The sequence below is a fragment of the Streptomyces sp. NPDC028907 genome (assembly GCF_055564995.1).
This window is the reverse complement of the sequence record NZ_JBVHVE010000010.1, coordinates 198,309-224,213: the sequence shown is the minus strand read 5'-3', so window position 1 is coordinate 224,213 and position 25,905 is coordinate 198,309. Positions and strand designations below refer to the sequence as shown.

Genomic DNA, 25,905 nt, shown 5'->3' with positions numbered 1-25,905 from the left:
TGACGTCCGGCCCGGACAGCGGTCAGCGCCCGCTCTGTCGGCCTAGCGTTCCGGGCGTGAACCGATCCCTCCGCCGTGACCTGTACGCCTCCCTGGCCGCCGCACTGCTCGTGACGGCAGCCGTGCTGCTCGGACACCGCATTCAGGCGACCAGCCACACCCTCTTCGTCAACTGGCCCCCGCTGGTGGGAGATTGGGACCCTCACCTGGGCCCGGGCACTCCGGCGGCGGTCGCCGTGGCGATCGGCACCGTGGCGTACGGGCCCACCCTCGCGGCCCGGCTCCCCTGGCGGAGCCTGCTCCCGCTCACCTGGGCCACGGCCCTGGCATGGATCTTCTCCCTCGCCCTGATCGACGGCTGGCAGCGCGGCATCGCCGACCGGCTCACCACCCGCCACGAGTACCTCCAGGTCATCGACCGCTTCGACGACATCCCGGCCGCTCTGCGCGGCTTCACCGACCACATCCTTATCGGCTCCCCCGACAACTGGCCCGCCCACGTCGCCGGTCACCCGCCCGCCGCCCCGCTCACCTTCGTCCTGCTCGACCGGATCGGGCTGGGCGGCGGGGGCTGGGCCGGGGTGTGGTGCATCGTCGTCGGGGCGACGGCCTGTGTGGCCGTGCTGGTCACGCTGCGCGCCCTGGCCGACGAGGCGCTCGCTCGCAGGTCGGCACCCTTCCTCGTGCTGGCGCCGGCCGCCGTGTGGATGGGGGCCTCGGCCGACGCGTACTTCGCGGCGGTGGCGGCGTGGGCGGTGGCGCTGCTGGCACTTGCGGTGACCGGCCGGTCCCTGTGGTGGGCGGGGGCGTCAGGTCTGCTGTTCGGCCTGACCTGCTATCTGTCGTACGGCCTCACACTCGTCGCACTGATCGGCGCGGCGGTGCTGTGGCTCGGCCGGCAGGGGATCCGGGAGCGGCCCGGCCTGCTGGTGCCGCTGCTCGCCGGACTGGCGGTGGTCCCGGCGCTGTTCACGCTCGCCGGGTTCGACTGGTGGGAGGCGTACCGCATCCTGGTGACGCGCTACTACCAGGGCGCGGGCGGTGTCCGTCCCTACGGCTACTGGGTGTGGGCCAACCTGGCCTGCACCGTGCTCGTCACGGGCCTGGCGACGGCGGCGGGACTGCGGCGAACCGGTGCGGTCCTCGTCCGCCGACGTGACGGCGCCCCCGGCCGGACCGCCGCGGGCCGCCTCGCTCTCCTCGTGTCCGCCGCTCTGCTCGCCCTGCTGGTCGCCGATCTGTCCGGCATGAGCAAGGCGGAGACGGAACGGATCTGGCTGCCCTTCGCGGTGTGGCTGCTCCCGGCGTGCGCGTTCCTCACCCGGCACCGCGCATGGCTCGCCGCCCAGGCAGTGCTCGCGCTGCTCCTCAACCATCTGCTGCTGACCGGATGGTGACGACGGTCGAAGGCGGCGTCACCGGCGACGACTTCGTGGTCGCGCCGGCTGGGGAACGACCGCCACCGGGCACTGCGCGTGGTGCAACACGGTGTGACCGACTCTGCCGAGTCGCAGGCCGAAGCGACCGTGCCTGTGGCGCGCCCCGGTGATCACGAGGTCGGTGTCGGCCGAGCGGGGCACCAGGACCGGGGCGGCCGGGCCCTCGGCAGTGGTACGGCGTACCCGGACGAGCGGATCCTCCTCGGCGTGCAGGCCCGCCAGGCTGCTTCGTCTCCTCGGACCCCGATCACCGGACAGTGCGCGCGGGCGGCCGCGCCGGGGCGGGTGATACGAGAGCGTACGTCCCTAATCTGCCGTCACCGGCGCCCACCACACCAACCTGGTGCCCCCGTCGTCCGGCCTGCTCAGTTCCAGCTCCCCGCCCGACTGCCGCGCCCTCTCCGCCATGTTGCGCAGCCCGCTGCGGTCGCCGCCGGCCGGGATCCCGACGCCGTTGTCGGTGACCGTGAGGCGGACCTGGTCCGAATCCGCGGTGAGGGTGACGTCGGCGCGGTCGGCGTGGGCGTGGCGGGCGATGTTGGTGAGGGCTTCGGAGAGTACGGCGACCACGTGGTCGGCCACCTCGCGCGGCACCTGGGTGTCCACCAGGCCCTCCATTCGCACGCTGGGCGCGAAGCCCAGCACCGGGGCCGCCCCGCCCGCGATCCGCACCACACGCGCCCGCAGCCCGGATCCGCCCCTGCCCTCGCGCGAGCGCAGGCCGAAGATCGTGGACCTGATGATCTTGATGGTCTCGTCCAGGTCGTCCACCGCGCGCGCGACGCGCTCGGCGGCTTCGGGGTGTTCGACGAAGCGGCCGGCGCTCTGGAGGGTCATGCCGGTGGCGAAGAGCCGCTGGATCGCCAGGTCGTGCAGGTCGCGGGCGATGCGGTCGCGGTCCTTGAGCACGGCGACCTCCTCGGCGTCCTGCCGGCGCTCCGCGAGCTCCATGGCGACGGCGGCCTGCGCGGCGAAGCCTTGCAGGGGTTCGATCTCCTTGCCGGTGAACACCGTCCGGCCGGCTTCGCGGATGAGCAGGACGACGCCGCGTACACCGCCCTGTGCCGTCCCGACGGGCACCGCGACCGCCGGGCCGAGGCCGGTGAAGCGCGGCGGAAGTGCCGCGACACGTTCGTCATGGGAGACGTCCGGGCTGGTGACGGGAGCGACCTCCGAGAACGCCTCGCCGATCAGGCTTCCCTGGACGGGCAGCACCAGCCCGCGCAACGCCTCCGCCGCCGGTCCGATGGCGAGCTCCAGACTGAGCGAGTCGGTGTCCTCCATGGGCACCGCGACCATGGCGAGCGCCGCGCCCGTGATCTCCCGGGCGCGGTCGGCGATCAGTCCGAGCACCTCGCCGCGCTCGCCGCCGGACATCAGGCTGTGGGTGATCTCCGCGGTGGCCCGCAGCCAGCGCTCCCGCAGCCGGGACTCCTCGTAGAGGCGGGCGTTGTCGATCGCGACGCCCGCCGCGACGGCCAGGGTCGAAAGGACCGACTCGTCGTCCTCGTCGAACTGGGCGCCGCCGCGCTTCTCGGTCAGGTACAGGTTGCCGAAGACCTGGTCGCGGACCCGGATAGGGACGCCGAGGAAGGTGTCCATCGGCGGATGGTTGGGCGGGAAGCCGTACGACGACGCGTGCTCGGAGATCTTCGCCAGGCGCAGCGGCTCGGGGTGGCGGATGAGCTCCCCGAGGATGCCGTGGCCCTCCGGGTAGTGGCCGATTCGCGCGATCTGGTCCTCGCTGACCCCGACCGTGTGGAAGGCCGACAGCCGCTTGCCGTCCGGGCCGATCACCCCGAGGGCCGCGTACTCGGCGTCGACCAGCACCGCGGCGGCCTCGACGATGCTGTGCAGCGCCTGCTCCAGGTCCAGCTCCCGGCCGACGGACAGCACCGCCTCCAGCAGACTGTGCACCCGGTCGCGCGTGCCGCGGGCCGCGTCCAGCCGGGCCTGGAGCTCCTCCAGCAGTTCGTCCAGCCGCAGCTGCGGCAGCCGTACGCGGGGTTCCCGAGGCTCCTCGGCGCTTCCCACCTGCGTCTCCTCCGGTCCCGTGGGCGGTCCGACACCGGCCGCTCCGGTCATGGGTCACGCTACCGCCCGGTGAGAGGTGACAGCACGGGACGGGAGGCGGGCGGGGTGCGTCAGTGGCCTGCTCGTCGATCGTGCGCCGGGGCGGTTCCGACCGTTCGCCTGTCCCCGCCCACCTCGTCAACGGCGTCCGGATTGAGGCCGTGTGCGGGCCCGGACCAGGGACCATAGGCCCTTGGCGCCGACCACCGCGCGCAGGACAGTGGAGGCAGGAGCGGCACCGATCCCCCGCGGTGTCGCTCCGTCCACCCGAGGACCGCCCCATCGAGCTGAGCGGTGCCGAGGCGCTGCGGCTGCTGGGCAGCGTGTCCCTGGGGAGGGTCGTCTTCACCCGGCACGCCCTGCCGACCGTGCGTCCGGTCAACCACGCCCTGGACGGCGGGGACATCGTCCTCCGCACCCACGAAGGCGCCGCCCTCGCGTCGCACACCGGGCGAGCGGATGACCAGGGTGTCGTCGTCGCCTATGAAGCGGACGCCTTCGCCCCGCGGACGCACCTCGGCTGGCGCGTGGTGGTGACCGGGTACGCCCGGCTGGTGACCGACCCCGAGGACCTGGTCCGCTGCCGGGCGTTGGTGCAGCCGTGGGTGGAGCAGGCCATGGACCAGGCGATTCGTATCCGGCCCGACCTGGTCACGGGCATCCTGCTCACCGCGGACGGCCGCTCGGGCGGGGCCTGATCCGGGCAAGGGCCACTGGACCGGCGCCCGTTCGGGGCGGTCGGGCGGTCGGGCGGTCGTGGTCAGTCGGTCGGGGCCCGCTCGGCCGTTACCGGCACCGCCCACCCCTTCGTCAGGCGGCGTGCACGGCGACGACCTCGTGCTGCTCCCCGCCGAGCACGACCTTGAGGGCACCGGTGTCGGCGGCCCCGGCGAAGACGTCGTACGCCTCCTCCATGCGGTCCAGCGGGAAGGTGTGGGTGACCAGCCGCGAGGTGGGCAGGCGGCCGGCGGCCGTCATCCGCAGCAGGGTCGGGGTCGAGTAGGTGTCGACCAGGCCGGTGGTGATGGTGATGTTCTTGATCCAGAGGTCTTCGAGGTGCAGGGTCGCGGGAGCGCCGTGCACGCCGACGTTGGCGACATGCCCGCCGGGCCGGACCATGCGGGTGCACAGCTCGAAGCTCTCGGGCACGCCGACCGCCTCGATGACGGCATCCGCCCCGAGGCCGTCGGTGAGGTCGGCGACGAGCTGTTCCGGACCTTCCCGGGCGTCGGCCACCGCGTCGGCACCCAGGTTGCGGGCGGCCTCCAGCCGGGCGGGCGCCAGGTCGACGGCCACGATCCGTTCGGGGGAGAACAAACCGGCCGTGGCGATGGCCGCGAGCCCGATGGGGCCGGCACCGACCACGACGACGGTGTCTCCGGGGCGGACATGGCCGTTCAGCACGCCCACCTCGTAGGAGGTCGGGAAGATATCGGCCAGCAGGACGGCGTCCCTGCTGTCCATGGCCCCGGGCAGCGGGTGCACGGAGAGATCCGCGTACGGCACCCGGACGTACTCGGCCTGCGTTCCGTCGATCAGGTGGCCGAGGATCCAGCCACCACCGCCCCGGCACTGGCCGTACGCGGTCTGACGGCAGTAGGAGCAACGTCCGCACGCGGTGACGCAGGACACCAGGACGCGGTCGCCGGGGCGCACGGTATGGACGTCGCTGCCGACCTCGACGATCTCTCCGACGGCCTCGTGGCCCAGGACGGTGCCGGGTCGCACCTCGGGCACGTCGCCCTTGAGGATGTGCAGATCCGTGCCGCAGATGGTGACTGCTCCGACGCGCACGATCGCGTCGGTGGGGTCTTTGACGGCCGGGTCCGGGACTTCCTCCCACGCGGACTGTCCGGCACCGTGGAACACGTAGCCTTTCATGGCACTTCTCACCCCACTCGATGATGTTGCGGAGCCCGGAACCGGCGGTGAGGTTCGGCGACCGTACGAGCCTGGCGGTGCCCGCGCCGGAACTCGCCCCACGCTTCCAGGTTGGCTCGGATACGGCAGGACCGCTTGGGCCGCTCGGGGGCCCTCAGGCGGTCCAGGTCCAGTCCGCGACTTCGGGCAGGTCGGTGCCGTGCTCGCGGATCCAGGCGTGGTGGCGGGCGCGGGCGTCGGCCATCGACTGCCGTACGGCGGCGGCGCGCACCGTGAGGCCGGGGACGCGGTCGATGACGTCCATGACCAGGCGGTAGCGGTCGAGGTCGTTGCGGACGACCATGTCGAACGGGGTGGTCGTGGTGCCGGACTCCTTGTAGCCGCGCACGTGCAGGTTCGGGTGGCCGGTGCGGCGGTAGGCGAGGCGGTGGATCAGCCACGGGTAGCCGTGGTACGCGAAGATCACCGGCTTGTCCCCGGTGAACAGGCCGTCGTACTCGAAGTCGGTCATGCCGTGGGGGTGTTCCTCGCGCGGCATGAGGCGCGTCATGTCGACGACGTTGACGACTCGCACGGCGAGTTGGGGGAGGTGGCGGCGCAGGAGCTGGGCGGCGGCCAGGACCTCCTGGGTGGGTACGTCGCCGGCGCAGGCGAGGACGACGTCCGGTTCGCCGCCGTTCTCCGTGCCGGCCCAGTCCCAGATGCCGGCTCCGCGCGCGCAGTGAGCGCGGGCCGCCTCCAGGGACAGCCAGTCGAAGCAGGGCTGCTTGCCGGCCACGATCACGTTGACGTAGTCGCGGGTGCGCAGTGCGTGGTCGGCGACGGAGAGGAGCGTGTTGGCGTCCGGCGGCAGGTAGACCCGTACGACTTCGGGGCTCTTGTTGAGGACGTGGTCGACGAAGCCGGGGTCCTGGTGGGAGAAGCCGTTGTGGTCCTGGCGCCAGACGTGCGAGGTCAGCAGATAGTTGAGGGATGCGATGGGGGCACGCCACGACAGCTCACGCGATGTCTTGAGCCACTTGATGTGCTGGTTGACCATCGAGTCGACGATGTGGACGAAGGCCTCGTAGCAGGAGAACAGTCCGTGCCGGCCGGTGAGGAGGTAGCCCTCCAGCCAGCCCTGGCAGGTGTGCTCGGAGAGGATCTCCATGACGCGGCCGTGCCGGTCCAGGTGCTCGTCGACGGGGAGGGTTTCCGCCTGCCAGGCCTTGCCGCTGGCGTCGAAGACGGCCTGGAGCCGGTTGGAGGCGGTCTCGTCCGGCCCGACGACCCGGAAGTCCCGGCGGGCGCGGGTGTCCTTCATGACCTGTTCGAGGAGGCCGCCGAGGACCCGGGTCGGCTCGTGCAGGGTCGTGCCCGGCTTCTCGACCGGTACGGCGAAGGAGTCCAGGGACCGGATGGGCAGCTCGCGCACGAGCAGGCCGCCGTTGGCGTGCGGGGTGGCGCCCAGACGCCTGGAGCCGTCGGGGACGCAGGCGAGGACGTCGGCGACGGGCCGGCCGTCGGCGTCGAACAGTTCCTCGGGGCGGTACGAACGCAGCCAGGCCTCCAACTGCCGCAGATGCTCCGGTTTCTCCCGTACGCCGGCGAGCGGGACCTGGTGGGCGCGCCAGGTGCCTTCGACGGGCACGCCGTCGACCTCGGCCGGGCCGGTCCAGCCCTTGGGGGTGCGCAGGACGATCATGGGCCAGTGCGCGCGCTGGCCGATTCCCTCCTCGCGGGCCGTGCGCTGCAGCAGCGCGATCCGGTCGAGCGCGTCGTCGAGGGCGGCTGCCATGGCGCGGTGGACGGTGGCCGGGTCGTCGCCCGTGACGTGGATCGGCTCGTGGCCGTATCCGCGGAGCAGTTGGTCGAGCTCGGCCTCGGGGAGGCGGGCCAGCACGGTCGGGTTGGCGATCTTGTAGCCGTTGAGGTGCAGGATCGGCAGCACGGCACCGTCGTGCACCGGGTCGAGGAACTTGTCGGAGTGCCAGGACGCGGCCAGCGGCCCGGTCTCGGCCTCGCCGTCGCCGATCACACACGTGACGAGCAGGTCCGGGTTGTCGAAGGCGGCGCCGTAGGCGTGGGCGAGCGAGTAGCCGAGCTCGCCGCCCTCATGGATGGACCCCGGGACCTCCGGCGCCACATGGCTGGGCACCCCGCCCGGGAAGGAGAACTGCCGGAACAGCCGTTCCATCCCCGGTGCGTCGCGCGACACGTCCGGATACGTCTCGCTGTAGCTGCCGTCCAGCCAGGAACCCGCGAGCACGGACGGGCCACCGTGCCCCGGGCCCCACACGCACAGGGCGTCCAGACCACGCGTCTTGATGACGCGGTTGAGGTGGGTGTAGACGAGGTTCAGCCCCGGCGAGGTACCCCAGTGGCCGAGCAGCCGCGGCTTGATGTGCTCGGGGGTGAGCGGCTCGGTCAGCAGCGGGTTGGCCAGCAGATAGATCTGTCCGGCGGCCAGATAGTTGGCGGCCCGCCAGTGGGCGTCGAGCGTGCGCAGTTCGTCGTCGGAGAGTGCGGTGGCGTTCTGGTGTTCCACCTTGGACATGGGAGGGCTCCGGAAGTCGTCGGTTCAGGTCGCGTGGCAGGTGTCCGTACTCGCATACTCACCAGGAGGTCGGCATCGCGCGAGGCGTCCGCGAGGACGTTGCGGGCGATGCCCTCGACCGCACGGCGGTGGCCTCGACGTCCTCGGGGACATCGTGCAGCGCCTTGTCCAGTACCTCCACCGCGTGCTTCCCATGCGTCCGTGCGGGTCCCCCGGCGAGCGGAGGTTGGTCCATGGCCTCGCGCGCGGGACACCGCCAGGCCCGCACCGCCTCCAGGACCGCGCCTCGGCGACGCCGCTGTGGCCGCCACTGCCCGTCACCAGCAGGGAGCCCCCGCGGCTCTCCCGCAGGAGCGCGCGTACTCGGACTCCTCGGGCAACGTGAGGGTGGAGACCGGCACGGCGGCCTGCCGGTGCCGGGCGCCACGCCGACGACGATCGGCAGTTCCATCGCCCTCACCGTCCCGTACCGAGGTCGAAGACGATCCGGGCCTTGAGAGGCTGGACGCGGCCGACGCCCTCGTGGCCGGGTACGAAGGGCGGGCTGGGCTTGACCGGCCAGCCAAAAGGCCCGTACGACGGCTGCTTCATGGTTGCTGCTCCTCGGGTTCTTCCGTCAGGGGTGCGGAACGACCGCGACGGGGGCGCCGGCGTGATGCAGGACGGCGTGGGTGACGGGGCCTGTGTGCGTGCCGATCGGGGTGCGGCGAACGCGCTTGCCGACGACGATCAGGGACGCCTCGCGGGAGACGTCGATCAGGTGGCCCGCGGGACTTCCGTAGTGGGACTCCTCGGTGACCTCGACGTCCGGGAACTTCGCGCGCCACGGGCGCAGGGCCCCGGTCAGGGCGTCCGCCTCGGCCCGTGCCAGGGAGCGGTGGAGTTCGAGGTCCGAGGACAGGCCGTAGGCGTAGTACGGAGGCACGTTCCAGCCGTGCACCACCCGCAGGGAGGTACGGCGGCGGGTGGCTGCCGCGAACGCGAACCCGATCAGCTCCTCGTTCGGGCTCTCGATGTCCAGGCCGAGGACGACGGGCCGGAAGGCGGTGGCGGCCGACGGGATGCCCGCCGGGTCCTTCTCGTGTTCGTCGGCGGCCTGCTCGCCGCCTCGGACCAGCACGACGGGCCGCTCGGCGAGTGCCACGACGGCGAGTCCGACGGAGCCGACCATGAAGCCGCCGATGCCGCTCAGTCCGCGGGAGCCGAGGACGAGCAGCTCCGCGTCCTGCGCCTCGCCGGCCAGCACTTCGGCGGCCCGGCCGGAGAGCTGCTCTGTCCTCACGTCGAGGCCGGGGTGGCGCAGTCGGACGCCCTCGGCCGTGTCGCGGGGGATGCCGCCCCGGCCGTCGGCCGGTGACACCCCCGTCTCGCTTCGCTCGGCCCAGTGCTGCTGGGTCTCGGCGCCCAGGAACGGTGCCCGCGCCAGCGGCGGCGGCACCGGCTCCCGGACGTGGACCAGCTTCAGCGGCAGCCCCAGCAACTGTGCCTCGCGGGCCGCCCATTCGGCTGCCGCACGGCTCTCACGTGAGCCGTCGAGGGCGACGGTGACGCTGAGGGTGACGGTGCGGGTCATGATTCCACCTCCTGAATCGGTGGTCCCGATTCGAGCCTCGTCTTCGGATACGGCTCCCGGCATGGGCCGCGGGTCCCCGCGAGGGGCCGATCGGCCCCGGCCCGGTCCTGCGTGCCCCATGTGGTCCGGTGCGGTGCGGTGGGCCCAGAGCGTGCCGGTGGTACTCCGCCAACGAGTTCGTCGACCTGCTCGGTGTGCCGTCCCACCCGGTCGGGGCCCGCCTCCGCTCACTCTCATGGCGGCTGGCCGGTGACCGCCGGATGCCGAAGGTCCGTGCCCGTAGGGCCGAACGGCCCTGCCCAGTGGACCCGTTGGGGTGCATGGCCGAACGGGCACGAACACGGGCGTGTTCCCGGAGCCGGAGGGCCCGCCCGAAGGGGCCGGATGGCCCATGGGCCGGCGCCGTCGGCGGGGACACGCTGGTCCTGGAAGTCCCTGCAGCCGTCGGGAGGCACGCCATGATCACCACGTCCACGCCCAGCATGCTGCGCGCCTTGCCGGCCGAGCACCGGGAACGACTCATGCGCGTCGCCCGTGAGGTGTCCATCCCGCAAGGGACGCGTCTGTTCGAGGAAGGCGGCAAGGCCGACCGGTTCTGGATCATCCGGACCGGCACCGTCGAGCTCGACATGCACGTGCCCGGGCGTCCGGCCGCCGTCATCGAAACCCTCCGGCACAACGAACTCGTCGGCTGGTCCTGGCTCTTCACCCCGCACGCCTGGCACCTGGGCGCCGAGGCCACGACGCCCGTGCGGGCGTACGAGTTCGACGCCGCGGCCGTCCGCACGATGTGCCAGGAGGACCCGGCCATGGGCCACGCCGTCGCCCAATGGGTCGGTGACGTCCTCGCCCACCGTCTGCGCTCCTCCCGGACCCGGCTGCTGGACCTGTACGCCCCGTACGGCTCAGGCAGCTACGCCTGAACCGTTCCCGCGACGAGCCGAAACGAGGAAGAGCCACCATGTACGGCGCCGGCGCCGGCACCGGCGCCACGCACGTCGTCGTCTCCGAGGCCGACCTGCTGCCCAAGGAGGAGTTCCGCGACAGCGACCCCGACCGGTGCACCCAGCTGCGCCGCCTCCCCGACCTGGCCGAGGCGGGCGCGCTCACCGCGGAGGAGCTGATGACCTCCCCGGCGCTCACCACCCGCCCGGACGCGAGCTCGCCCAGGCCGCCCGCACCATGGCACGGGCCAAGGTCGAGCGGCTGCCGGTGGTCGACGGGCTGGAGTGGTCAGGCTCGCGGGACGCGTCCATGATTTCCGTGGCCGCACGCCTGGTGCGTGCTGTCGAGCGGCCGCCGGACACGGCCGTGGGCCGGTGAGGCGCGTCTCAAGCCCGACCAGGGCCGGTCGGCCCTGGTACATCCGGCTTCGGCGAGCAATGATCGGCACCATGAGCAGTGCGTGGTCCACAGACCGTGAGCCACCGGGGAACGAGGGATCGTCATGACCGAGACAGGCCCTTTCACGGAGCAGAACCCGATCCGCGTGTTCCTGCTGGACGACCACGAGGTGGTACGACGGGGCATCACCGACCTGCTCGACGCAGAGCCGGACATCTCCGTGGTCGGCGACGCGGACACCGTCGAGCACGCCCTCGCCCGCGGCCCGGCGCTGCGCCCCCACGTCGCCGTGCTCGACGTTCGTCTCCCGGACGGCGACGGCATCACGGTCTGTCGCGAGCTGCGCAGCGGGATGCCGGAGCTGGCCTGTCTGATGCTGACCTCGTTCGACGACGAGGACGCGCTGCTCGATGCCATCATGGCCGGCGCCTCGGGCTACGTCCTGAAGCAGATCAGGGGCTCCGACCTGGTATCGGCCGTCCGCACGGTCGCGTCGGGCCAGTCCATGCTGGATCCCGCGACCACGGCCCGCCTGATGCGCTCACTACGCGCCGAACCCTCCGGGACGCCGTCCGTCGCACCCGAGCTGGCCGGCCTGTCCCCCCGCGAACGGGACATCCTCGCCCTGATCGGCGACGGCCTGACCAACCGCGAGATCGGCAAGAGGCTCTACCTCTCGGAGAAGACCATCAAGAACCACATCTCCCGGCTGCTGGCCAAGCTCGGCGTCCAGCGCCGCGTCCAGGCCGCGGTCCTCGCCTCCCATCTGGAGCGGCCGGACACCGCCGACCGCCCCACGGGGTGAGCGCATGTCGGAGTCCGAGCAGGAACTGGCCGACGTCCAGCGTGAGCACTGGCAGCGGACGTACGGCGAACATCCGGGCATGTACGGCGAGAAGCCGTCCGAACCCGCCGTCCACGCCGCCGCGGTCTTTCGGGCCGCCGGGGCAGGAGAACTCCTCGAGCTGGGTGCCGGGCACGGTCGTGACGCGCTGTCCTTCGCACGCGAGGGCTTCACCGTGCTGGCCACCGACTTCAGCCCGGTGGGCCTGGAGCAGTTGCGCGAGGCCGCTGAAGTCCAAGGACTGGCCGATCGGGTCACGACGGCAGTCCACGACGTCCGCGAGCCGCTGCCGTCGGCGGACGCCTCGGTGGACGGCGTGTTCGCGCACATGCTGCTCTGCATGGCGCTGTCCACGAACGAGATCCACGCCCTGGTCGCCGAGGTGCGCCGCGTCCTGAGACCGGGCGGCGTCTTCGTGTACACCGTCCGCCACACCGCAGACGCGCACTACAGGGTGGGGACGGGACACGGGGACGACATCTGGGAGCACGGTGGCTTCGCCGTCCACTTCTTCTCCCGTGAACTGGTCGACGCCCTCGCGGAGGGCTGGATCCTTCGGGAGGTCCACGCCTTCGAGGAGGGTGGCCTGCCACGGCGCCTGTGGCGCGTCACCCAGATCCTGCCCGGGTGAGCAAGGCACCCGGGCTCACGCCGTGCCCTCGGTCTCCACCGCTCCCCGGTCCTGCGCGCCCGAGCACCTCAGCGCGAGCGCGGCGATGTCGTCGTCGAGTCTTCCGCCGCTGTGCTGGAGCAGATCCCGGTGCAGGCGGTCGAGGAGTTCGCGGGGCTGTTCCACGCCCTGTCGGCGCATCCAGTCCGGCAGGGGGAAGAACTGGCCCGTGTGGTCGCGGGTCTCCGAGACACCGTCCGTGTAGAGCAGCAGCTGGTCACCCGGCGTGAAGGAGACCATGTCGACCCAGTAGCGGTCGCCGATGAGTGCCGCGAGGTTGAGGGGCGGGGAAGGGAGGGTGGGCTCCAGGAGCCGGACCTTCCCGCAATGGGCGATCAGTGGCGGGGGATGCCCGCAGTTGAGGATCCGTATCCGGCCGCCGCCGGGCGGGATCTCGGCGAGGAGGGCGGTGGCGAAGTGCTCGCGCTGGTCCTGGGTGGGGAACGCGTCGCTGTGGCGCGTGATGGTGGTCTCCAGGCGGTGGATGATGCCTTGCAGGTCCGGTTCGTCGTACGCGGCCTCCCGGAAGCAGCTGATCACCGCGGAGGCCGCCCCGACCGCGGACAGGCCTTTGCCCCGTACGTCGCCTATGAGCAGCCGGACGCCGTGCGGCGTGCCGATCGCCTCGTAGAAGTCGCCGCCGATCCGGGCCTGTTCCTGGGCCGCCAGATACAGGGACTCGATCTCGACGTCCTCGATGCGGCGCGGCAGCGGCCGTAGCAGTACCTTCTGGGCCGTGTCGGCGACGAGTCGGACCTGGAAGAGGATCTCCTCCCGCTGAAGTCGGACATGGCTGCCGTATGCGGCCGCCAAGGTGACCGCGATGATCGCGGCGGACGTGTACTGCGTCCCGAGATCGGTGTGGAAGAGGCTGAGGACGATCATGAACAGGAAGCAGAACGCCCCGAGCAGGATCGTGGGGAGCACGGGCCACATCGCGGCGGCCAGGGCGGGCGCGGCGGGCAGCAGGCGGCTGAAGGCGATCTCCCTGGGGGTCGAGGACGCCAGGGCGACGATGAGGACCGTCAGGACCACGGGTGCCAGCCGGGCAGCGTCCCATCGGCCGCCATAGGCAGGACGACGGCGCCACAGCCACCCAGGCATGATCACAAAATGTATCATATCGACCTGAGCGGACATCGGGCGCGGGGAAATCACGCACCGGCCGTCGGAGCCGGGGCCGTGCGTGCGGGCACCTGGCCACTTGGGATCACCGGTGTTAGAAAGGTCGCATGGCGAACCGTTTCGCCCGTTTTCCGCACCTCTCGGTGAAGCGCCTGATCAGCAAGGGCACGCGAAGCGTCGCCGGGCAGGTGTTGATCTTCCAGGTGGCCCTGGTCGTGTTGCTCGTCGCCTGTGGCGTCTTCGCTCTCATCCTCCAGTCGGAGCGGGACAACAACGCCGAGGCCAGGCGCCGCTCCACGGCCGTGGCACAGACCTTCGCGCACGCACCGGGCGTCCTGGCGGCACTGCAGGCCCCCGATCCGAGCAAGATCCTCCAGCCGCTCACGGAGGCGGCACGCAGGGCCTCCGGCGTCGACTTCATCGTGGTCATGGACACCGAGGGCATCCGTTACACGCACCCCTTGCCGGACCGGATCGGCAAGCGGTTCGTGGGCGAGATCGGGCCGTCGCTGGAGGGCAGGACGTACGTGGAGAGCGTCGACGGCCCGCTCGGTCGCGAGGTGCAGGCCACGGTCCCGATCGAGAACGCCGACAGCGAGGTGGTGGGCCTCGTCTCGGCCGGGATGAAGGTCAAGAACGTCGAGAGCCAGCTGGCCCGGCAACTGCCGATCATCCTGGGCGCCGGTGCGGGAGCGCTCGCGTTGTCCACCGGCGTGACGGCCCTGGTGGGCAGGAGGCTGCGACGGCAGACGCACAGCCTGGCCCCGGCCGAGATGAGCCTGATGTACGAGCACCACGACACGGTGCTCCACTCCGTCCGGGAAGGGGTGCTGATCGTGGCCGCCGACGGGCGGCTGATCCTGGCGAACGACGAGGCCAGACGGCTGCTGGAGCTGCCCCCGGACGTCGAGGGACGGCTCGCCTCGGAACTGCCGGGCCTCGATCCCGGCACGAAGGAGCTGCTCGTTTCCGGGCGCGAGGCCACCGACGAGGTCCATCTCGCGGGAGAGCGGCTGCTCGCGATCAACCAGCGGCCCACGGATCGCGAGGGCGACCCCAGGGGAACGGTGGTGACGCTGCGCGACTCCACCGAGCTCCAGGCGGTGACCGGCAGGGCGGAGGTGGCACGGGAGCGGCTCAGGCTGCTGTACGACGCGGGGCTGCGCATCGGTACGACCCTGGACGTGCTGCGCACCGCCGGCGAGCTGGCGCGGGTCCCCGTTCCCCGCTTCGCGGACTTCGTCACCGTGGACCTGGCCGACGCCGTCCTGCACGGCGAGGAGCCGGCCCCCACGGCGACGGACATGCGCCGCGCGGCCGTGTACGGCATCCACGACGACCATCCGCTGTCCGAACAGGGCCGGCTCTTCGACTATCTGCCCTCCACACCCCAGGCACGCGGCTACGGCAGCGGCAGCTCCCAGCTGGTGAGCGACCTGCCGAGCGCCACGAGCTGGCGCGTGCAGGACCCGGAGCGCGCCAGGGCGATCATCGACTACGGCATCCACTCCCTGATCACCGCCCCCATCCAGGCCCGGGGCGTCGTGCTGGGCATGGCCAACTTCTGGCGCGCCCGACAGCACGAGCGTTTCAACGAGGAGGATCTGTCGCTGGCGGAGGAGCTGGTGGCCCGGGCCGCGATCAGCATCGACAACGCCCGCCGCTACACCCGCGAGCACACCCTGGCGGTCACCCTCCAGCGCAGCCTGCTGCCGCAGGCCATGCCCGAGCAGAACGCCCTGGACATCGCCTACCGGTACCTGCCCGCCCAGTCGGGTGTGGGCGGTGACTGGTTCGATGTGATCCCGCTGCCGGGGAGCCGGGTGGCGCTGGCCGTCGGCGATGTGGTCGGCCACGGTCTGCACGCCGCCGCCACGATGGGACGGCTGCGGACCGCGGTGCACAACTTCTCCGCCCTCGATCTGCCGCCCGACGAACTGCTGAGCCATCTGGACGACCTGGTCGGCAGCATCGACCAGAAGGAGGCGGCGGAGAGCGCGGCGGGCGTCGTGGGCGCCACCTGCCTGTACGGGATCTACGACCCCGTGACGCGCCGCTACGTCGTGGCGCGTGCCGGACATCTGGCACCCGCGCTGGTCCGGCCGGACGGATCCGTCACCTTCCCGGAGGTGCCGGCCGGTCCGCCGCTGGGTCTGGGCGGCATGCCGTTCCAGACCGCGGAGGTGTGCCTCGCGGAGGGAACCCAGCTCGTGCTGTACACCGACGGTCTCATCGAGGACCGCAGGCGCGACCTGGACGTGGGAATGGAACTGCTGCGTGAGGCGCTCACCGGCCATCCCGGCCGGCCGCCCGAGGAGACCTGTCAGGACGTGCTGGACAGTCTGCTCCCCCGGCGTCCCAAGGACGACGTCGCCCTGCTCGTCGCCCGCACGCGGGGGCTCCCGCCGGACCGGATCGCCGAATGGGACGTACCACCGGACCCGGCCGCCGTCTCGGGTATGCGCGACGCCGTGTCCCAACGCCTCGAAGCCTGGGGCCTTGCGGAGTTCGGCTTCACCATGGAGCTCATCCTCAGCGAACTCATCACCAACGCCATCCGCTACGGAACCGCCCCGATCCACGTACGGCTGATCCGCGACCGCACCCTGATCTGCGAGGTGGCCGACGGCAGCAGCACCTCACCACATCTGCGGTACGCCGCGACGACGGACGAGGGCGGCCGGGGCCTGTTCCTGGTGTCGCAGATGGCCGAGCGCTGGGGCACCCGCTACACCCCCCAGGGCAAGGTCATCTGGGCCGAACAGGCCCTCCCCGAGCCGCTCCGGCAGCCCGTCCCCACGCCGGGCGAAAGGGCAGCGGACCCGAGTTCCCCGACGTGACGGCGAAGACGATCAGGGCGGTGGCCCGCCGTGGCGACCTTGGTACGGTGCCGAGGTTGCACCGCAGGGGAGTTGTGGCAGCGCTCGAAGGAGAGGGGCCCGGCACGATGCAGGTGTCAGAGGTGCCCCGGGCGGTGGCTGCGGCCATGTCGGCCGCGTCGTCGGCCGGCCTGACGGCCGACGACGCGATCGTGCTTCACGACTCGAACAAGCTCACTCTGCGTCTGCTGCCCTGTGACGTCCTGGCCCGCGTGGCGCCCGTCGGGGATCAGGTCGCCCGGTTCGAAGTCGACCTTGCTCAACGGCTGGTCGAGTCCGGGTGCCCCGTGGCCGCTCTCGATCCTCGGGTGGAACCAGGTGTCCATGAGCGTGATGGCTTCGTGGTCACGCTGTGGACCTACTACGAGCCTGCGGCTCCCGGAGAGATCTCACCGGCCGACTACGCCGACGCGCTTGCGCAGTTGCACGCCGGGATGCGCGAACTCGATGTCCCGGCACGGCACTTCACGGATCGCGTCGAGCAGGCGCGGCAGCTGGTGGCCGACCGCGAGCAGACTCCCGCGCTCGCCGAGGCGGACCGGGAACTGCTCGGCGACACGTTGCACAGCATGAAACGAGCTGTCGCCGGACGCGGCGGCACCGAGCAACTGCTGCACGGCGAGCCGCACCCGGGCAACCTCGTCCACACGAGGAACGGGCTCCTGTTCATCGACCTCGAGACATGTTGCCGAGGGCCCGTCGAATTCGACCTCGCCCATGCGCCCGAGGAAATCGGCGCGCGCTATCCCGGTGCCGACCAAGTCCTGCTGCGCGAGTGCCGACTCCTCGTGCTGGCGATGATCACGACGTGGCGCTGGGACCGAGGCGACCAGCTCCCGAACGGGCGCCGACTGGCCGCGGAATGGCTCGGCCGGATCCGGGCAGCGCTCGATCGCGACGGCTCGGGCACCCATGGCTGATCGCCGGCCCCTGTGACCCGACTTGACCCTCACCCTGCGTGAGGCTGAATCGTGGGGCGCATGAGCGACTACTACAACGCGTTCGAGATGAGCCCCGTGCCCGCCCCCGGTCCGGATGCGGTTCCGCCGGAGCCGTTCCGTGGCATCTACGGAATGCCGGCGTTCGCGACGATCCCGACGAGTGATCTGGCCGCGTCGGTGGACTTCTGGACTCGGGGGCTCGGGTTCTTCGAGCTGTTCGCCATCCCCGGCACGGTGGTGCATCTGCGCCGGTGGGCGTTCCAGGACGTGCTCCTCGTCAAGGCGGAGAGAGTTCCGGAGCAGGCACCGGCGCTGAGCCTGGCGTTCGCGTGCGTGCTGGGCGAGATCGAGTCCGTTGCCGAGGCCTGTCGCGCGGTGCGACCGGGCTCGGTCGACGGCCCACGGGACACGCCCTGGACCACCCGTGACGTGGAAGTGATCACCCCCGAGAACGCACGGATCGTCTTCACCGCGGCGAAGCCCTTCGATCCGGACAGCGAGGAGGCACGGAACCTCGCGGCCGTAGGGATCACGCCGCCGGGTGCCGGTGGCGGCGACAATGAGGATCATGTCTGACACCACCGACAGCGACGGCCTGACCGTCGGTCAGGTCTCGGCGCGTCTGGGCGTGACGGTCCGCGCGCTGCACCACTGGGACGAGATCGATCTGGCGCGGCCGTCGCTGCGCACGGCCGCCGGATACCGTCTCTACACCGCCGGTGATCTGGAACGTCTGCACCGCATCGTCGTCTACCGCGAGGTCGGTCTCGGCCTGGACAGGATCGGGGCCCTCCTGGACGACTCGACCGCGGACGTGACCGGTGCGCTGCGCGCGCAGCGCGCCCAGGTCGCCGAACGGATCGAGCGCCTCCAGCAGCTCGATGATCGACGCCCACGAGCGCGGCCTGCTGCTGACCGCCGAACAGCAGGCCGCGATCTTCGGCCCCCAGTGGAACCCGGAGTGGCCCGCCGAGGCCCGTGAGCGCTACGGAGACACCAAGCAATGGCAGCAGTACGCCGAACTCTCGGCCGCTCGCGGCCCGGAGGAATGGCAGGCCGTCGCCGACTCCGCGGCCGCCCTCGACCGCGCCCTCGCGGACGCGATGGACGCCGGCGTCACACCTGGCAGCCCGCAAGCCGGTCAACTCGTCGAGCGGCACCGCGAGGTGTTCGCCTCGTACTTTCCCCTGACCCGGCAGATGCAGGTCTGTCTCGGCCGTATGTACGAGGCCGATCCGGGCTTCGCCGCCCACTACGACGGCATCCGCCCCGGCCTCGCCACATGGTTCCGTCGCATCGTCGACGCCAGTGCCCGCGCCCACGGCATCGACCCCGACACCGCGACCTGGCAGTGAGGCGTCGAGGACCGCTCCTCAGCATGGCCTGCGCCAGGTGTCCAGTTCCGGCTTCTTCCGCATCGACGACAGACGCAGCTCGCGGGCCGTCGGGCAGAACCGGGCCGTGGGCTGCGCGTACTCCACGTGGAAGACCGCCTTGCCCGCCGAGATGAACGGTTCGAGCAGTCCGCACTCGTCGTACTGGGCGCACTCCTCGTTGACCGCGAAGTCGAAGTCGTCGAGCAGGTGCGGGATCTGGGCCAGGTCGTTCTTGAGGCCGACGGCGAGGCCGCGTTCGTGGGCGACGGCAGCGATCATGCGGTTGTAGCGGAGCTGGTCGCGCGCCGTGAGCGGGAAGCCGGTGTCGTTGCCGTAGCCCTCGACCAGGTCCGGTTCCACCGCGTCGAAGCCCTTGTCCCGGCACATGTCGAACCGGCGTTCCATCAGGGGCCGCAGGAGCGCGAGCCGGCGGATGTCCAGCCAGCGTTCGCCGTGCCAGCCGTTGGGCTTGCCGAGGACCGAGCGTGGGAAGGCGCGTCGGTCGGGGCGGAAGTCCTCCCAGGCGCCGACGTTGACGTAGCAGATGACCTTGCGGCCGTCGCGGTGCAGGCGTGCCACGTCGTCGGCGGTGTTCTCGAATCCGTCGATGTCGTAGACGGGTACGTCGACGGACGGGTCGACCTTGCCGTCGAGCTGCCACTGCCAGGCCAGACCGGGGCGCGGCTGCCACCGCGCGCCGGGGGCGGGAACCGTGGCCGGGGCCGGGGTGGGAGTTTGGCCGCCGGAGCACCCCGCCAAGGTGATCAGGGCGGCCACGACGGCGGCCGGCACCGCCCGCCTCACCGGTCCGCCTCCGCCAGCGCGGGCGTCAGCCGGGACCAGGGGTTCGGGGGTTCGCCCGTCACCGGTCCGCATACGCCCGCGCCCCTCTCCTTCGCGGTGCGCAGGGCGAGCGGCACGAGCGGTTCAGGTACGCCGTAGACGAGGTGGCACAGTCGTTCGGCGGGCACTCGTGTGGTCCAGGCGGGGCGGCTGAAGTCCGAGACGTACCGGGACCAGGGGCCTTCGAAGGTGACCGTCAGGTCGGCGAGCCGGGCGTAGCCCGGCGCGGGATGGACGCCCGGGTTGAGGACGACGGTGGAGGCGCCGAGCCGGCGCGCGGAGCGGACCAGTCGGCGGCAGTCGGGCAGTGCGTGCGGTGCCGCCGGCGCCTGGTCCAGGAAGCAGCCGTCGACGGCGTACCACTCCTGGTGCCGGCGCAGATCGGCGGTGATGTCGTCGGGGTCGCGGGCGCCGTAGTCCGTGTCCAGGTAGCCGAGCAGCCGGGCTCCCGCCGTGCGCAGCGCCTCCGCGGCCGCGACGAACGCCGGATCCGGGACCCGGCCGGGTCCGTTCGCGGGGTTCAGTACGACGGCGTAGGTGCGGGCGGCGCAGTTGATGAGCCGGTGCCAGGCGGCCGGGTCCTCGGCCGGGTGCACATACAGCGGGATCAGCAGGCTCACCGCGCCGCGACCCCCTCGGCGGGGCGGGCCCGTCGGCCGGTGGCCGCCCACAGGGCCGCCACAGACGCGTCGAGCGGGTGGGCGGGCTTCCAGCCGAGCGCCTCACCCGCCGCCGTGATGTCCGAGCACTGCCACGACACCTGCGCGGACCGGGCGGATCCGCCGCTCTCCTCCTCGACGATCCGGCCCCGGAACCCGGCCGCGTGCGCCAGCGCCCGCACCAACTCGCGCACCGGACGGGCCTCCCCGCCGCCGACGTTGAGCACGGGCGGCAGCGGCCCCCCGGCGGTCACCGCCAGCCGGGCCGCCCGGGCCACGTCGCGTACGTCCACGAAGTCGCGGTACGCGGACAGGTCGCCCAGGCGCAGGGCCGACTCGGGGTCGGCCCCGGCGTCCGCGAGCGAGGCGGCGAGCACTGCGGCGACCCGGCCGGGCAGTCCGGTGGGCGGGGCGCCCGGACCGACCGGGTTCCCCACCCGCAGCACCACCGCGTCCAGCCCGGAGGCGGTCACCGCCACCGTGCCCGCCAGCTTGGTCGCGCCGTACGGGCCGGTGGGCCGGGTCGGCGCCGACTCCGTCACCCGCACTCCGGGTTCGGTGGGCCCGTACTCGGCGGCCGAACCCAGATGGACCAGGCGGGCCGCGGGCGCCGCCTCCCGCAGCGCCGCGCACAGCACGGCGGGGCCGCGGGCGTTGACCTCCGCGAGGGTGACGGCGTCGCCGCCGGTCGCGCCCGCGCAGTTGACGACGGCGTCGGGCGCGGCCTCGGCGAGCGCCGCCGCCAGGTCCCGCGGGCGGTCGGCGGCGAGGTCCACGGTGACGTCGGCGGCGGGCGAGCGGCCGGCGACGAGGACCCGCGTGTCCGGCTGGGCGCGCAGGTCCTCGACGACATGCGTGCCCAGGTAGCCGGTGGCGCCGAGTACGAGGATGCGCATGGCCGCTCAGGCCCCCTTGAGCAGCAGCGACTTGCGGCTGGTGAACTCGGCGTTGGCCCGGTCGTAGTCGTCGGGGCGGCCGATGTCGAGCCAGTAGCCGTCGAACTCGTAGGCGTGCGGGGGGCGTTCGGCGGCGAGCAGGTCCATCACCAGTTCGTCGAAGCCGAGCGGCAGCCCCGGCGTGTAGTCGTCGAGGGTGGTCCGGGAGACGCCGTAGACGCCCATGGACACCCGGTAGTCGATGCTGGGCTTCTCGGTGAAGGCGACCACCCGGCTGGCGTCGGTGGTGAGCACGCCGAAGTCGATGTGGACCTTGCGGGCGTAGGTGGCGATGGTCAGGGGTGTGCCCGACGCCTCGTGCGTGCGCAGGACGTCGGCGTAGTCGAGGTCGGTGAGGACGTCGCCGTTCATGACGAGGAAGTGTTCGGGCAGCCGGTCGCGCAGGGTGAGCAGCGGGCCCATGGTGCCGAGCGGGCTCTCCTCGGTGGCGTAGTCGACCTTCAGGCCCCACTGGGTGCCGTCGCCCACGTAGGCGCGGATGATCTCGCCCAGGTGGCCGATGGCGATGGTGCAGTGGGTGAAGCCGGCCGTGGACAGCTGGCGCAGCACGATCTCCAGGATCGCGTGCTGGTCGCCGATGGGGACGAGCGGCTTGGGCAGCGCGGTGGTGTACGGCCGTAGCCGGACGCCCTTTCCACCGGCCAGGATCACTGCGTGCATGGCATACCTCCTGCGATACGTGCCGGTCGGGTCAGATGTTGTAGATGCCGGTCTTGTAGCGGGCCAGGTTGGCGGGGTCGGTGAACCACCGCGCGGTGCGCGCGAGTCCTTCCTCCAGCGTGCTCGCGGGCCGCCAGCCGGTCGCCGTGGTCAGCCGGGTGGCGTCGGCGACGAGCCGCATCACCTCGGAGGCCGCGGGCCGCAGGCGCGCGGAGTCCTCCTGGACGTCGAGCGGGGCGTCCATCACCTTGCCGATCAGCGCGACCAGGTCGCCGACGGAGATCTCCCCGCCGGTCCCGGCGTTGAAGGTGCGGCCCACGACCCGCTCGGCCGCGGCCGTGCCGACCGCGAGGAACGCCTGCGCCGTGTCCTCGACGAAGGTGAAGTCCCGGGTGGGGCGCAGATCGCCGAGGGTGATGGTGCGCTGCCCGGCCGCCACCTGGCCGATGACGGTGGGGATGACGGCCCGCATCGACTGGCGCGGACCGAAGGTGTTGAACGGCCGCAAGGTCACCACCGGCGTGCCGAAACTGGCGTGGTAGCTGTCGGCCAGCCGGTCGCCGCCCGCCTTCGAAGCGGCGTACGGCGACTGGGTGTTGATGGGGTGGTCCTCGGTGATCGGCACGGTCCGCGCGGTGCCGTACGTCTCGCTGGTCGAGGTGTGCACCAACCGCGGGGTCCCCAGCGCGCGCACCGCCTCCAGCACGTTGAGCGTGCCGGTGACGTTGGTGTCCACGTAGCTGTGCGGGGCCTGGTAGGAGTACGGGATCGCGATGAGCGCGGCCAGGTGGTAGGCGCAGTCGGCGCCGTCGAGCAGGCCGCGCACCGAGCCGGGGTCGCGTACGTCCCCGAGGACGATCTCCACCTGGTCCAGGACGTCGGCGGGCAGCGTCTCCAGCCAGCCGTAGGAGGAGAAGGAGTTGTACTGGGCCATGGCCCTGACGCGGTGGCCGGAGGCGACGAGCGCCTCGGTGAGGTGCGAGCCGATGAAGCCTTCGGCTCCGGTGACGGCGGCGAGCGGTGCGGAGGTCAACTCTTGGTCCCTTCGTCGTGGTCGTCGGACGCCGGACCCGGCGCGGCGCGGACGGGGCGCGGGTCTGCGGTCCGATGGGGTCGTGCGGGTGGTTCGCGTGGTCAGGAGTGCGGGGAGGGCCGGCCGAGCAGGCGTATCGCGCAGGCCGCGAGACAGCCGGCGGCCACGCCGCAGGCCCAGGGCAGTAGGGGCGGTCCTGGCGGCAGGTCCACGAGGAGCACCGCCGCGGCCGGGCCGGCCGCGGCCAGGCAGAGCACGGCCGGCGGCCAGGCCACCCCGAACGCCTGCAGCAGCAGAGCGGTCCACAAGGCGGCCGCGAGCAGGAGCAGCGTGGCCGGTTCGGCGCCCGTGAGCAGTGCCGCGGGCAGCAGCAGGGACAGATAGCCGGTCAGGCACAGGCCGAGGACGGCGGTCGAACGCAGCAGGAATCCGGTGGGAGTCGCGCTCACCCGCAGCGCGGCGACCGACCAGCCGCGGTAGCGGTACAGCAGCCACTCGGCCGGGCCCATGCTGAGCGTCAGGGCGATCACCGCGTACGGCTGCCGTCGACCTTCCAGCATGACGAGCACGGCGGCGGCGAGCCCGAACAGTCCGTACGGCAGGGACGCGCGAAGCGGCGGGCGGGCGGCGTCGGAGGCGGCCGGGCCGGCGCGCCCCGCCCACAGGACCCGACCGGCGGCACTCAGCGTGGCCAGCAGCGCCAACAACGGTAGTCCGACCCGCAGTTCGGGTCCGGGCTCCCACCACGGCAGTGCCGCGGCGCCCACGATCAGCGGGCTCAGCGCGGCCAGCAGCAGCCGTTCCCGGGCCAGGACCAGCAGCACGCTCGCACCGGCCAGGTACAGCGACTGGGCGGCCGCCACCGCGAGAGCCAGTGCGCCGGCCGCGGGGAGCGCCGCGAGCGCCGTGGCCGCGGCGGCACCCAGCAGGGACCCGGTCAGGAGCGTGCCGGATGCCTCCCGGCGTCCGGTCACCAGGCGCAGATGGGCGCGGTGGCCGAGCGCCTGCCCCCATGCCCAGGAGGCGATGCCCGCGACGATCAGCACGGGGGCGTGCCGGTCGACGGCCCACAGGGGAGCGGTGAGCAGGTAGGCCAGGGCCGGCAGCGCGAAGAGCACGCCGCGCAGGAGGCAGCGCAGGGTGTCGGGGCGCCACGGGTCGGCCGCGCGGGGCGGTTCGGGGAACGTCCGGGGCACCCGCTCGTACAGGGCGGTCGCCAGGGAGAAGAGGTTCGGGTGGCCGTACCGCTCCTTGATCACCGTGGCGGACAGGCCCTCGGCCTCCAGCAGGGCCGCCACCTCGTAGGGATGGACGGCGGGCCCGATGGCGTCGGCGAGTTCGGCGGCGAGTGTGCTGACCGCCTCCTCGTCGGGGCCGTGTCCGGGCAGCCGGATCGCGAGCGTGGCGTCGTCCAGGGCCCAGCGCGGGCGGCGGCGCGGCCGGTGGGGTGCGGCCAGCCGCAGGGCGAGGGTGTCCTGCCCCGCGTCGCCGGGTTCGAGGGATATCGGACCGCTCATCCGGTCAGACTCCCCGTGCCGGTGACCGCCGGGCCGGTGACCGCCGGCGCGGGCAGCACGACTCTGGCGGGCGACTCCGCCTTCCCCGTGGCCAGTTCGTGGTAGATGGAGCGGAAGGTGTCGATGGTCTGGCGCAGCGTGAACTGTTCGATGACCCGCAGCCGGGCTGCCTCGCCCATCGCCCGGCGCCGGACGGGATCGCCCAGGAGCTCCAGCGCGGCGGCGGCCATCGCGGCCGGGTCGCGCGGCGGCACCACGAGACCGGTGTCGCCGACGGCCTCGCGTACGCCGCCTACGTCGGTGGAGACGGTCGCCCGGCCGCACGACATGGCCTCGATCAGCGTGAACGGGAAGCCTTCGCTGATGCTGGAGAGCATCACCACGTTCCCGGCGGCGTAGGCGTCCTTGATGTCGTCGACGCGGCCCTCGAAGGTGACCGCGTCGCCGTGCCCGAGCTCGGCGGCCAGGGCCTCGCAGCGTTCCCGGTACGCCTCGCCGCCCCGGGGTGTGCCGCCGAACAACCGCAGGCGTACGTCCGGCAGTCGGTCCCGGACGAGGGCGAAGGCGCGGATCAGGGTCTCCAGGTCCTTGATCGGGTCGACCCGCCCGGCCCAGCTCAGGGTGAGGCTCTCCGGCTCCGGTCCGGCCGGCGGGAAGGCGGCGGGGTCGACGCCGTTGTAGACGGTGCGGATCGACCCGGGGTCGGCGCCGCCCTGCTCCTCCCACAGCCGGTTGTAGCGGTTGCCCGGGGTGATCAGCGCCGCCTGGCGGTAGCTCTCCTCCGCCAGCAGCCGGAAGAAGCCCAGGATGACCGCCTTGACCGGCCAGCGGTACGGCGCGGTGCGATAGCCGAGGTAGCGCTCGCGCAGGTAGACGCCGTGCTCGGTGAGCAGCAGCGGAACTCCGTGCCGTTCGCGTGCGGCCAGCCCCGGCAGGACGGCGACGCCTCCGCTGACGGCGTGTGCGACGCCGTGCTGCGGGGGCGGCGCGGCCAGCGGGCGCAGCGCGTGTTCGAGCAGGGCGGTGGCGGTGAGCGCGTCGTGCAGGGTGGGCCGCGCCTCGCGCACGGCCAGCCCGGGACGGGTCCATACGGCGGTCAGGATGCTGATCGCGGTGTCGCCCCGGAGGAACGCGCTGAGTTCGCCGCTCCCGGCGGCCCGCGCCAGGGTGTGCAGGGCGGGTGCGAAGCCGTTCTCGGCGCCGGGGTCGACGAGCGCGGTCAGGAACCGCTCGTAGGCGTCGGCGAGCCGCCTGCGGGACCGGCCCCGGGGCGGGCGGCCCTCGGGCGCGGCGCCCCACATGGGGACGGACCGGACGCCGCGGACATGGTCGGGCAGGTCCCACACGATCGGCTCCCGTCCGGTGCCGGTGACGGCGATGACGTCGAACTCGATGTCGGGCATGCCGGTGACGAGTTGGTCGCACCAGACGCTCACACCGCCGTGGCTGTGCGGGTAGGTGCCTTCGGTGAGCAGGGTGACGCGCGCGGTGTCGTTGCGTCGCGCGCCGTGGTGAACGTGCATGGATGTGCTCCACGGCCGAGGTGTGGGCGGGGG

The 25,905-nt window shown here is 72.4% G+C and carries 21 protein-coding genes and 3 pseudogenes; 10 read left to right on the top strand and 14 right to left on the bottom strand.

Annotated features, from left to right (window positions below):
* The first annotated feature begins 56 nt into the window (after positions 1-56).
* Complete coding sequence (locus tag ACZ4UU_RS29305) at positions 57-1,397, top strand: hypothetical protein (RefSeq protein WP_471906365.1); 1,341 nt, start codon at positions 57-59, stop codon at positions 1,395-1,397.
* Between the two features lie 18 nt (positions 1,398-1,415).
* Here ACZ4UU_RS29305 and ACZ4UU_RS29300 read toward each other — a convergent pair.
* Together ACZ4UU_RS29300 and ACZ4UU_RS29295 are read right to left on the bottom strand one after the other, a co-directional pair.
* Positions 1,416-1,646, bottom strand: a pseudogene (locus tag ACZ4UU_RS29300) (universal stress protein); the annotation flags it as partial.
* Between the two features lie 99 nt (positions 1,647-1,745).
* Positions 1,746-3,473 (bottom strand): sensor histidine kinase, encoded by a 1,728-nt coding sequence (locus tag ACZ4UU_RS29295; protein ID WP_471906364.1) that lies wholly within the window; start codon positions 3,471-3,473, stop codon positions 1,746-1,748.
* Positions 3,474-3,763: 290 nt separating this feature from the next.
* Here ACZ4UU_RS29295 and ACZ4UU_RS29290 point away from each other — a divergent pair, with 290 nt between their 5' ends.
* Positions 3,764-4,210: a pyridoxamine 5'-phosphate oxidase family protein gene (locus ACZ4UU_RS29290; RefSeq protein ID WP_471906363.1), complete on the top strand. Its 447-nt coding sequence runs from the start codon at positions 3,764-3,766 to the stop codon at positions 4,208-4,210.
* Between the two features lie 112 nt (positions 4,211-4,322).
* On the opposite strand, the gene ACZ4UU_RS29285 is transcribed toward ACZ4UU_RS29290, so the two are convergent.
* The 4 genes from ACZ4UU_RS29285 to ACZ4UU_RS29270 all read right to left on the bottom strand — a co-directional run bounded on the left by ACZ4UU_RS29285 (position 4,323) and on the right by ACZ4UU_RS29270 (position 9,502).
* Complete coding sequence (locus ACZ4UU_RS29285; protein WP_471906362.1) at positions 4,323-5,393, bottom strand: zinc-dependent alcohol dehydrogenase family protein; 1,071 nt, start codon at positions 5,391-5,393, stop codon at positions 4,323-4,325.
* Positions 5,394-5,547: 154 nt separating this feature from the next.
* Positions 5,548-7,929 carry a phosphoketolase family protein gene (locus ACZ4UU_RS29280; protein ID WP_471906361.1) on the bottom strand — a complete coding sequence of 794 codons (2,382 nt, stop codon included), beginning with the start codon at positions 7,927-7,929 and terminating at the stop codon, positions 5,548-5,550.
* A gap of 456 nt (positions 7,930-8,385) precedes the next feature.
* The gene (locus ACZ4UU_RS29275) at positions 8,386-8,520 is read right to left on the bottom strand and encodes a hypothetical protein (protein WP_471906360.1); all 135 of its coding nucleotides are present in this window, start codon (positions 8,518-8,520) and stop codon (positions 8,386-8,388) included.
* A gap of 25 nt (positions 8,521-8,545) precedes the next feature.
* Positions 8,546-9,502 carry a universal stress protein gene (locus tag ACZ4UU_RS29270; RefSeq protein ID WP_471906359.1) on the bottom strand — a complete coding sequence of 319 codons (957 nt, stop codon included), beginning with the start codon at positions 9,500-9,502 and terminating at the stop codon, positions 8,546-8,548.
* Between the two features lie 458 nt (positions 9,503-9,960).
* Here ACZ4UU_RS29270 and ACZ4UU_RS29265 point away from each other — a divergent pair, with 458 nt between their 5' ends.
* The 4 genes and pseudogenes from ACZ4UU_RS29265 (at position 9,961) to ACZ4UU_RS29250 (ending at position 12,321) form a co-directional block, all read left to right on the top strand.
* Positions 9,961-10,425: a cyclic nucleotide-binding domain-containing protein gene (locus tag ACZ4UU_RS29265; protein ID WP_471906358.1), complete on the top strand. Its 465-nt coding sequence runs from the start codon at positions 9,961-9,963 to the stop codon at positions 10,423-10,425.
* 71 nt (positions 10,426-10,496) lie between these two features.
* Positions 10,497-10,723 (top strand): annotated as a pseudogene (locus tag ACZ4UU_RS29260) (CBS domain-containing protein); the annotation flags it as partial.
* Between the two features lie 226 nt (positions 10,724-10,949).
* A complete protein-coding gene (locus tag ACZ4UU_RS29255) occupies positions 10,950-11,651 on the top strand; it encodes a response regulator (protein ID WP_471906357.1) in 702 nt (233 codons plus the stop codon).
* A gap of 4 nt (positions 11,652-11,655) precedes the next feature.
* Positions 11,656-12,321: a class I SAM-dependent methyltransferase gene (locus ACZ4UU_RS29250; protein WP_471906356.1), complete on the top strand. Its 666-nt coding sequence runs from the start codon at positions 11,656-11,658 to the stop codon at positions 12,319-12,321.
* 15 nt (positions 12,322-12,336) lie between these two features.
* Here ACZ4UU_RS29250 and ACZ4UU_RS29245 read toward each other — a convergent pair whose 3' ends face one another.
* On the bottom strand, positions 12,337-13,464 hold the full coding sequence (locus tag ACZ4UU_RS29245; protein WP_471906355.1) for a PP2C family protein-serine/threonine phosphatase: 1,128 nt from the start codon (positions 13,462-13,464) through the stop codon (positions 12,337-12,339).
* A gap of 128 nt (positions 13,465-13,592) precedes the next feature.
* Here ACZ4UU_RS29245 and ACZ4UU_RS29240 point away from each other — a divergent pair, with 128 nt between their 5' ends.
* From ACZ4UU_RS29240 to ACZ4UU_RS29225, 4 genes and pseudogenes are all read left to right on the top strand, one after another.
* Positions 13,593-16,325 (top strand): SpoIIE family protein phosphatase, encoded by a 2,733-nt coding sequence (locus ACZ4UU_RS29240; protein ID WP_471906354.1) that lies wholly within the window; start codon positions 13,593-13,595, stop codon positions 16,323-16,325.
* Between the two features lie 107 nt (positions 16,326-16,432).
* Positions 16,433-17,284: a phosphotransferase enzyme family protein gene (locus ACZ4UU_RS29235; protein ID WP_471906353.1), complete on the top strand. Its 852-nt coding sequence runs from the start codon at positions 16,433-16,435 to the stop codon at positions 17,282-17,284.
* 60 nt (positions 17,285-17,344) lie between these two features.
* On the top strand, positions 17,345-17,881 hold the full coding sequence (locus ACZ4UU_RS29230; RefSeq protein WP_471906352.1) for a VOC family protein: 537 nt from the start codon (positions 17,345-17,347) through the stop codon (positions 17,879-17,881).
* Positions 17,874-18,660: pseudogene (locus ACZ4UU_RS29225) on the top strand (MerR family transcriptional regulator). Before ACZ4UU_RS29230 ends, ACZ4UU_RS29225 begins: the two are co-directional and overlap by 8 nt.
* An 18-nt stretch (positions 18,661-18,678) precedes the next feature.
* Here the strand turns inward: ACZ4UU_RS29225 and ACZ4UU_RS29220 are convergent.
* From ACZ4UU_RS29220 to pelF, 7 genes are all read right to left on the bottom strand, one after another.
* Positions 18,679-19,485, bottom strand: coding sequence for an endo alpha-1,4 polygalactosaminidase (locus ACZ4UU_RS29220; protein WP_471906351.1), 807 nt, complete (start codon positions 19,483-19,485; stop codon positions 18,679-18,681).
* On the bottom strand, positions 19,482-20,144 hold the full coding sequence (locus ACZ4UU_RS29215; protein WP_471906350.1) for a spherulation-specific family 4 protein: 663 nt from the start codon (positions 20,142-20,144) through the stop codon (positions 19,482-19,484). The genes ACZ4UU_RS29220 and ACZ4UU_RS29215 overlap by 4 nt, the downstream gene beginning before the upstream one ends.
* Positions 20,141-21,079 carry an NAD-dependent epimerase/dehydratase family protein gene (locus tag ACZ4UU_RS29210; protein WP_471906349.1) on the bottom strand — a complete coding sequence of 313 codons (939 nt, stop codon included), beginning with the start codon at positions 21,077-21,079 and terminating at the stop codon, positions 20,141-20,143. The genes ACZ4UU_RS29215 and ACZ4UU_RS29210 overlap by 4 nt, the downstream gene beginning before the upstream one ends.
* Positions 21,080-21,085: 6 nt before the next feature.
* A complete protein-coding gene (locus ACZ4UU_RS29205) occupies positions 21,086-21,799 on the bottom strand; it encodes a nucleotidyltransferase family protein (RefSeq protein WP_471906348.1) in 714 nt (237 codons plus the stop codon).
* A gap of 31 nt (positions 21,800-21,830) precedes the next feature.
* Entirely contained in the window at positions 21,831-22,832 is a 1,002-nt protein-coding gene (locus ACZ4UU_RS29200; protein ID WP_471906347.1) for a GDP-mannose 4,6-dehydratase, read from the bottom strand.
* Between the two features lie 101 nt (positions 22,833-22,933).
* Complete coding sequence (locus tag ACZ4UU_RS29195) at positions 22,934-24,349, bottom strand: hypothetical protein (protein WP_471906346.1); 1,416 nt, start codon at positions 24,347-24,349, stop codon at positions 22,934-22,936.
* Complete coding sequence (gene pelF, locus ACZ4UU_RS29190) at positions 24,346-25,872, bottom strand: GT4 family glycosyltransferase PelF (RefSeq protein WP_471906345.1); 1,527 nt, start codon at positions 25,870-25,872, stop codon at positions 24,346-24,348. The genes ACZ4UU_RS29195 and pelF overlap by 4 nt, the downstream gene beginning before the upstream one ends.
* Positions 25,873-25,905: the final 33 nt, after the last annotated feature.